Annotated in this window: 6 protein-coding genes and 1 pseudogene; 3 read left to right on the top strand and 4 right to left on the bottom strand. The window is 68.6% G+C overall.

Going from position 1 to position 6,160, the window contains the following annotated elements; genetic code table 11:
• Positions 1–276: pseudogene (locus tag BLP62_RS03415) on the top strand (IS982 family transposase); the annotation flags it as partial.
• Positions 277–549: 273 nt separating this feature from the next.
• Here BLP62_RS03415 and BLP62_RS03405 read toward each other — a convergent pair.
• On the bottom strand, positions 550–780 hold the full coding sequence (locus BLP62_RS03405) for a hypothetical protein (RefSeq protein WP_093005872.1): 231 nt from the start codon (positions 778–780) through the stop codon (positions 550–552).
• A gap of 20 nt (positions 781–800) precedes the next feature.
• Between BLP62_RS03405 and recO the strand changes: the two genes are divergently transcribed.
• Positions 801–1,466 (top strand): DNA repair protein RecO, encoded by a 666-nt coding sequence (recO, locus tag BLP62_RS03400; protein ID WP_093005870.1) that lies wholly within the window; start codon positions 801–803, stop codon positions 1,464–1,466.
• Here recO and greA read toward each other — a convergent pair.
• Genes greA through BLP62_RS03385 form a run of 3 tightly spaced genes read right to left on the bottom strand, consistent with a single transcriptional unit; the run spans position 1,453 to position 4,567 of the window.
• Positions 1,453–1,923 (bottom strand): transcription elongation factor GreA, encoded by a 471-nt coding sequence (greA, locus tag BLP62_RS03395; protein ID WP_093005868.1) that lies wholly within the window; start codon positions 1,921–1,923, stop codon positions 1,453–1,455. The two genes, recO and greA, sit on opposite strands and share 14 nt — an antisense overlap.
• A 56-nt stretch (positions 1,924–1,979) precedes the next feature.
• Positions 1,980–2,720 (bottom strand): aminotransferase class IV, encoded by a 741-nt coding sequence (locus tag BLP62_RS03390; RefSeq protein ID WP_093005866.1) that lies wholly within the window; start codon positions 2,718–2,720, stop codon positions 1,980–1,982.
• The gene (locus BLP62_RS03385) at positions 2,717–4,567 is read right to left on the bottom strand and encodes a chorismate-binding protein (protein WP_093005864.1); all 1,851 of its coding nucleotides are present in this window, start codon (positions 4,565–4,567) and stop codon (positions 2,717–2,719) included. The genes BLP62_RS03390 and BLP62_RS03385 overlap by 4 nt, the downstream gene beginning before the upstream one ends.
• Before the next feature lie 168 nt (positions 4,568–4,735).
• Here BLP62_RS03385 and leuC point away from each other — a divergent pair, with 168 nt between their 5' ends.
• On the top strand, positions 4,736–6,151 hold the full coding sequence (gene leuC, locus BLP62_RS03380; RefSeq protein ID WP_093005862.1) for a 3-isopropylmalate dehydratase large subunit: 1,416 nt from the start codon (positions 4,736–4,738) through the stop codon (positions 6,149–6,151).
• The last annotated feature ends 9 nt before the right edge of the window (positions 6,152–6,160 follow it).

Raw genomic sequence — 6,160 nt, 5'->3', positions numbered from 1 at the left:
CGGGGGTACGAGAGCCATCTGTACGAGGACCTCCTCCGGGAGGCCCAGGAGGTTGTTCCCATGGTCATCCGCAGGAGGAACAGCCGGCGGTATCTCCCTTGGATGCAGTACCTGGCCATCGTGGGGCGGAGGGTGGTGGAGACGGTGGGGAGCATGCTCCATCACCTCTTCCCCAGGCGCATCCACGCCGTGACCCAGGAGGGTTTCGTCATCAAAGTTCTCACCTTCGTCCTGGCCCATAACATCAGTCTCCTGACCCAGAAGATGGCTGGGTAGCAACTTGGGTTATCGTAGACGGAAAGGTGGTTGCCGATGTTGGTGAGCATCTGACCGAAGCGGTTCGGGTCCCCGAAGTCCAGGTGGTAGACCACGGCGATGGGGGTTTCCTTCTTGAACTCCTTGTACTCCACCCGTTCGTTCGCCTGGGCCCGCAGGAAAGCCCCCGCGCCCAAGGCCGCCCCCAGCTTAAAGAGAAACCTCCGGTCTATACCTCTCCCCTCCTTTGGGGTGAGGGGAGGATATAGGGCTTAGCCGAGCCCTGTCAAGGGTTTAGGCCTGGCGCCTCTGCAAGAGGTAGAAGACCCCATAGCCCACGGCGGCGATGAGGAGCACAGGGATGGCGTACTTGAGCAGGGTGGCGATGAGCCCGGAGAGGCTTAGGAGCACCTTGCCCAAGAAGGTGAAGACCCAGCCCCCCACCCAAAGGGCGAGGAGAACCCCCACCACCACCAGAAGGCCCAGGACCACCCACTCCAAAAGGTCGCGTAGCGTCCGCTCCATGCTTTCAGCATACTAGAAAGGTGGAGCGCTACCGGCTGGAAGAGGGCATCGTGGTGGGCCGGAAACCCCTGCCCCAGGGGGACCTCCTCCTCCGCCTGGTGACGCCCAGGGGGAGCCTCGAGGCGGTGGTCCGGAAGGGGCAAAGGCCCACGGGGCGTACGGGGAGGCTCTCCCTCTTCCACCACGTACGCTTCCAGCTCTACGACAAGGGGGAAGGCCTCCCCACCCTGACCCAGGCGGAGCTTTTGGGCAGGCTCCACGGCCTCGAGGCGCCCCGCCGCTTCCTCCTCGCCGCCTTCCTCGCCGAGCTCGCCTACCGCCTGGCCTCCCCCGAGGCCGCCCCCAGGGTCTACCCGGTCTTCGTCTCCGGCCTCCGGGGGATCGCCAAGCACGAGAACCCCCTCCTCCCCCTGGTCTGGGCGGGCTGGCGGGTGGTGAAGGCCGGGGGCATCGCCCCCAACCTCCTGGGGCCCGGCCTCCGCCTCAGGGAAGGCCGCCTGGGAGAGGAAGGGGTCTACCTGGGGGAGAAAGGGGTGGAGGCCTTGAGGGCCATCCTCCACCTCCCCGGGAGCGAGGCCCTGCCTTACCTGGAAGAAGCCCCTTTGGAAAGGCTTTTGCAGGCCCTCAAGGTCCACGCCGAGGAGGCCTTAGGGCCTTTGCGCTCGGCGGAGGCTATAGGGATTTGATCTCCAGGATGGTGTAGACCTGGGCCCCCTTCTTGCCCCGGATCTCCACCACGTCCCCCACCTTCTTGCCCAGGAGGGCCTGGCCCAGGGGGGACTCGTCGGAGATCTTGCCGCTGAAGATGTCCGCCTCGTGGCTCCCCACGATGGCGAGGGAAAGCCTCTCCCCGGTCTCGGTCTCCAGCTCCACCTGGCAGCCCAGGGCCACCTGGTCGTAGGAGCCGTTCCCCTCCACGATGACCGCCCGGGCGAGGAGGTCCTCAAGCTGGGCGATGCGGGCCTCGTTCTGCCACATGGCCCGGCGGGCCTCGTCGTAGCCCGCGTTCTCCCTGAGGTCCCCCTCCTCCAGGGCCTGCTCAAAGTCGGCGGAGATCTCCTGCCGCTTGGTGGTCTTGAGGTGGTGAAGTTCCTCCTGAAGGCGCCGGTAGCCTTCCGGGGTCAGGTAGACGGGCTTCTTCATGGTTCCTCCCGCGTAAAAGGGGACACCAGCCCAAAGGCCTTGGGCTGGCGGTACCGCTATTCAGTATAGCAGGTGGGAAGGAAGCGCTCCATGAGGGGAAGGAGCTCCCCAGGGGGCGGCCCCACGGGGAGGAGGCCCACCCCGCTTCCCGCGAGGAGGAGGTGGCCCCGAAGCCCTTCCGGGCCCAGGCGAACCCGCTCCACCCGGAGGCCCAAGCCCCGGGCGGCCTCGGCCACCTTCTCCCGGGTGATCCCCTCGAGGCCCCCCTCCAGGAGGAAAAGCGTCCCCTCCCGGAAGAGGAGGGGGCTCGTGCGGCTCCCGTCCACCACGTGGCCGGAGGCGTCCAGGAGGAGCCCCTCAAAGGCCCCCTCCCTCCGGGCCTCCTCCAGGGCCAGGCGGTAGGGGAGGTAGTTCCCCGTCTTGTAGCGGGCGAGGTCGGGGTGGACCCGGTAGCCCGTGAGGTGGACCCGCACCCCCTCCCGGTAGAGGGATGGGAGCAGGGGGGCGTAGGGCCTCGCCTCGGAGAGCCACACCCCCTCCCCCACGGTGAGGCGGAGGCGGAGGCAGGGCGCCTTGGGAAAGGCCTGGAGAAGGGCCTCGAGGTCCTCGAGGAAGGCCTCATCCCCCGGGTAGGGGAGCCCCAGGGCCAGGGCGTGGCGGCGCAGGCGGTCAAGGTGCTCCTCCAGCCAAAGGGGTTCCCCCCTTTCCGCCCGAAGCGTGGTGAAGACGCTCGCCCCGTGGTAGAGGAAGGCCTCGGGGAGGTCTAGGGCGAGGGGCGTGCCGTTTAAAAGCCTCATCCCACCTCCAGGAACCGGGCGAGAAGGAGCATGCCGTAAGGGGAAAGCAGGCTTTCGGGGTGGAACTGGACCCCATAGGCCCGCCTCCCGTCCCAGATGGCCATGGGCACGCCGTCTTCCGTCCAGGCGAGGAGCCTAAGCCCCGGGGGAAGGCGCCTTAAGGCCAGGGAGTGGTACCGGGCGAAGGGGGCGGGGGTCGGGATACCCCTAAAGAGGCCCTCCCCGGTGTGGAAGACGGCGTGGGCCTCCCCGTGCACGGGGGCCTCCCGGTAAAGCTCCGCCCCCAGGGCCACCCCCAAGGCCTGGTGGCCCAGGCAGACCCCGAGGAGGGGAAGCCCCGCCGCCAGGGCCTTCTCCGTCCACTCCAGGACGCGCCCCGCGGTGAAGGGGTCCTTGGGCCCGGGGCCCACCAGGAGGTGGGTGAAGCCCTTGAGGTCCGGCTCCTCCTCCTGGTCCACCACCGCGACCTCGGCCCCCAGGGCCCGCAGGTAGTCCACCAGGTTGTGGCTGAAGGAGTCCCGGTTCTCCAGGAAGAGGACCCGGGCCCCAAGGCGCCGGGGCGGGGGAGGCGGGCTCCAGGCCGAGGTGGGCTTGGGGGGAAGGGGCCTCTGCCCCGGCCTTCCCCTCTCCAGGGCCAGGAGGAGGCTTTGCGCCTTGTGGAGGGTCTCCTCGTACTCCCGCTCCGCCTCCGAGGCGATGACGACGCCCGCCCCCGCGGAGAAGAGGACCTCCTCCCCCACCCTCTGGAAGGAGCGGATGAGGAGGTTGAAGTCCGCCCCCCGCCCCGAGACATACCCCAGGCTCCCGGTGTAGGCCCCCCGAGGCACGGGCTCCAGCTCCCTTATGGCCTCCATCACCGTCCCCTTGGGGGCCCCGGTGATCGTCCCCCCGGGGAAGAGGGCGGCGAAGACCTCCCCCAGGGAGGCGCCGGTGAAGCCCTCCACCTCGGAGACGAGGTGCATCACGTGGGCGTAGCGCTCCACGGTGAAAAGCTCCCGCACCCGCACCGTGCCCGGGCGGGCCACCCGGGCGAGGTCGTTCCGGAGGAGGTCCAGGAGCATCACGTGCTCCGCCCGCTCCTTGGGAGAGGCAAGGAGTTCTCCCTCCAAGGCCAGGTCCTCCGCCTCCGTCCTCCCCCTAGGCCGCGTGCCCGCGATGGGCCGGGCCAAGACCCTGGGGCCCACCTTCTTAAAGAGCCTTTCCGGGCTCCCCGAGACCACGGCCCACCCCTCCCCCTCCAAAAGCCCCATGAAGGGGGAAGGGTTCAGGGCGCGAAGCCTGGCGTAGAGGAGGAGGGGGTCCACGGGGCCCAAGAGGCGGAAGCGGTGGGAGAGGTTCACCTGGTAGACCACCCCAGCCCGGATCCTCTCCCGCACCTCCTCCACCCCGCGCAGGAAGGCCTCCCGGGGGAAGTCCGAGACCAGGGGGTGGCGGGGAAGGGGCGGGGGGGCGTAGGGAAGGGGCCGCAAGGGAAAGGAAGGGGCCTCCACGAGCCTCCCCTCGAGGAGGGCGAAGCCTTCCGGGTAGTAGAGGAAGAAGGCCTCGGGGAGGCCGGGGAGGGGTTTGTGGGTGGGAAGGCCCAGGTGGCGGGCGAACTCGTAGGCGAAAAACCCGATCCAGGCGGGGAAAAACCCCTTGTTTAGGCCCCTTTCCAGGTAGAAGAAGACCTCCAAAGCCTCCCCCACCCGCCTGCCGTCCAGGTAGAGCCTGCCTTCCCAGACCTCGAGGCGGTGCCTGGGCCGAAGGCCCAGAAGGGAAAGCCGGGAGAAGGGCGCCCTAGGACCCAGGGACTCCAAAAGGGCGGGCCTCCACCCCAGGGTCCGGGCCGCGTGGTAAAGGCCCAGCACGCTAGCAGTATAGGGGCCTTGACCAAAGGGAGCGCTTCCCTTAGGCTAAGGGCCAATGCGGCGGAGCGCCCTTCTACGCCTAAACCGGGCGGGCCCGGTTTAGGGAAAGGCTTCGCCGCCTACCCCCCGGGCCACAAACCCCGGGGGATTTTCGTAGGGAGGGAGCCCATGGGAAAGACGCTTTACGAGAAGGTCTGGGAAGCCCACGAGGTCAGGAAGCTCCGAAGCGGCCAGAGCCAGCTCTTCATAGACCTCCACCTCCTCCACGAGGTCACGAGCCCCCAGGCCTTCGGGATGCTCAAGGACCTGGGCCTTCGGGTACGCTACCCCCACCGCACCTTCGCCACCGTGGACCACATCGTCCCCACCCACGACCGCACCGAGCCCTTCCAGGACCCTCTGGCCCAGAGCATGCTGGAGGCCCTGAGGGCGAACACCAAGGAGCACGGCATCACCTTCTTTGACCTGGGAAGCGGGAACCAAGGCATCGTCCACGTCATCGGGCCCCAGCTCGGCCTCACCCAGCCCGGGATGACCATCGCCTGCGGGGACTCCCACACCTCCACCCACGGGGCCTTCGGGGCCGTGGCCTTCGGCATCGGCACGAGCCAGGTCCGGGACGTCCTCGCCACCCAGACCCTCGCCGCCCAGAAGCTCAAGGTGCGGCGGATCAACGTGGAGGGGAGGCTCGCCCCCGGGGTCTACGCCAAGGACGTGATCCTCCACATCATCCGCCACCTGGGGGTGAAGGGGGGCCTGGGCTACGCCTACGAATACGGGGGAAGCGCCGTGGAGGCCATGGACATGGAAAGCCGCATGACCCTCTGCAACATGTCCATTGAGGGCGGGGCCCGCATCGGCTACGTGAACCCCGACGAGACCACCTTCCAGTACCTGGAGGGCCGCCCCTACGTCCCCAAGGGGTCCGAGTGGGAGGAGGCCAAGAGGAGGTGGCTCGCTTGGCGCTCCGACCCCGACGCCTCCTACGACGACGTGGTCACCTTCCGCGCCGAGGAGATCGCCCCCACCGTCACCTGGGGCATCACCCCGGGCCAGGCCATCCCCATTGACGGCAGGATCCCCCTCCTGGAGGAGTTGCCGGAGGAGGAGCGCCCCGTGGCCGAGGAGGCGTTGGCCTACATGGGCTTCAGCCCGGGCCAGCCCATCAAGGGGGTGCCCGTCCAGGTGGCCTTCATCGGAAGCTGCACCAACGCGAGGCTTTCCGACCTCCGGGAGGTCGCCCGCTACCTCAAGGGGCATAAGGTGAAGAAGGGGGTGCGGGCCCTGGTGGTGCCGGGCTCGGAGTGGGTGGCGAGGAAGGCCGAGGAAGAGGGGATCGCCGAGGTCTTCCGCGAGGCGGGGTTTGAGTGGCGGATGCCCGGCTGCTCCATGTGCCTCGCCATGAACCCGGACCGGCTGGAAGGGGACGAGCTTTGCGCCAGCAGCTCCAACCGCAACTACAAGGGGCGCATGGGAAGCCCCAGGGGCCGCACCGTCCTCATGAGCCCCCTCATGGTGGCGGCGGCGGCCGTGGCCGGGGAGATCGCCGACGCCCGGGAGGTCTTTGGCGTCGGCGCCCGTTAAGGAGGTAGG

It is taken from the genome of Thermus arciformis, from assembly GCF_900102145.1.
GTDB classification, from domain to species: Bacteria; Deinococcota; Deinococci; order Deinococcales; family Thermaceae; genus Thermus; species Thermus arciformis.
This window is presented reverse-complemented; position numbering and strand designations above follow the sequence as displayed.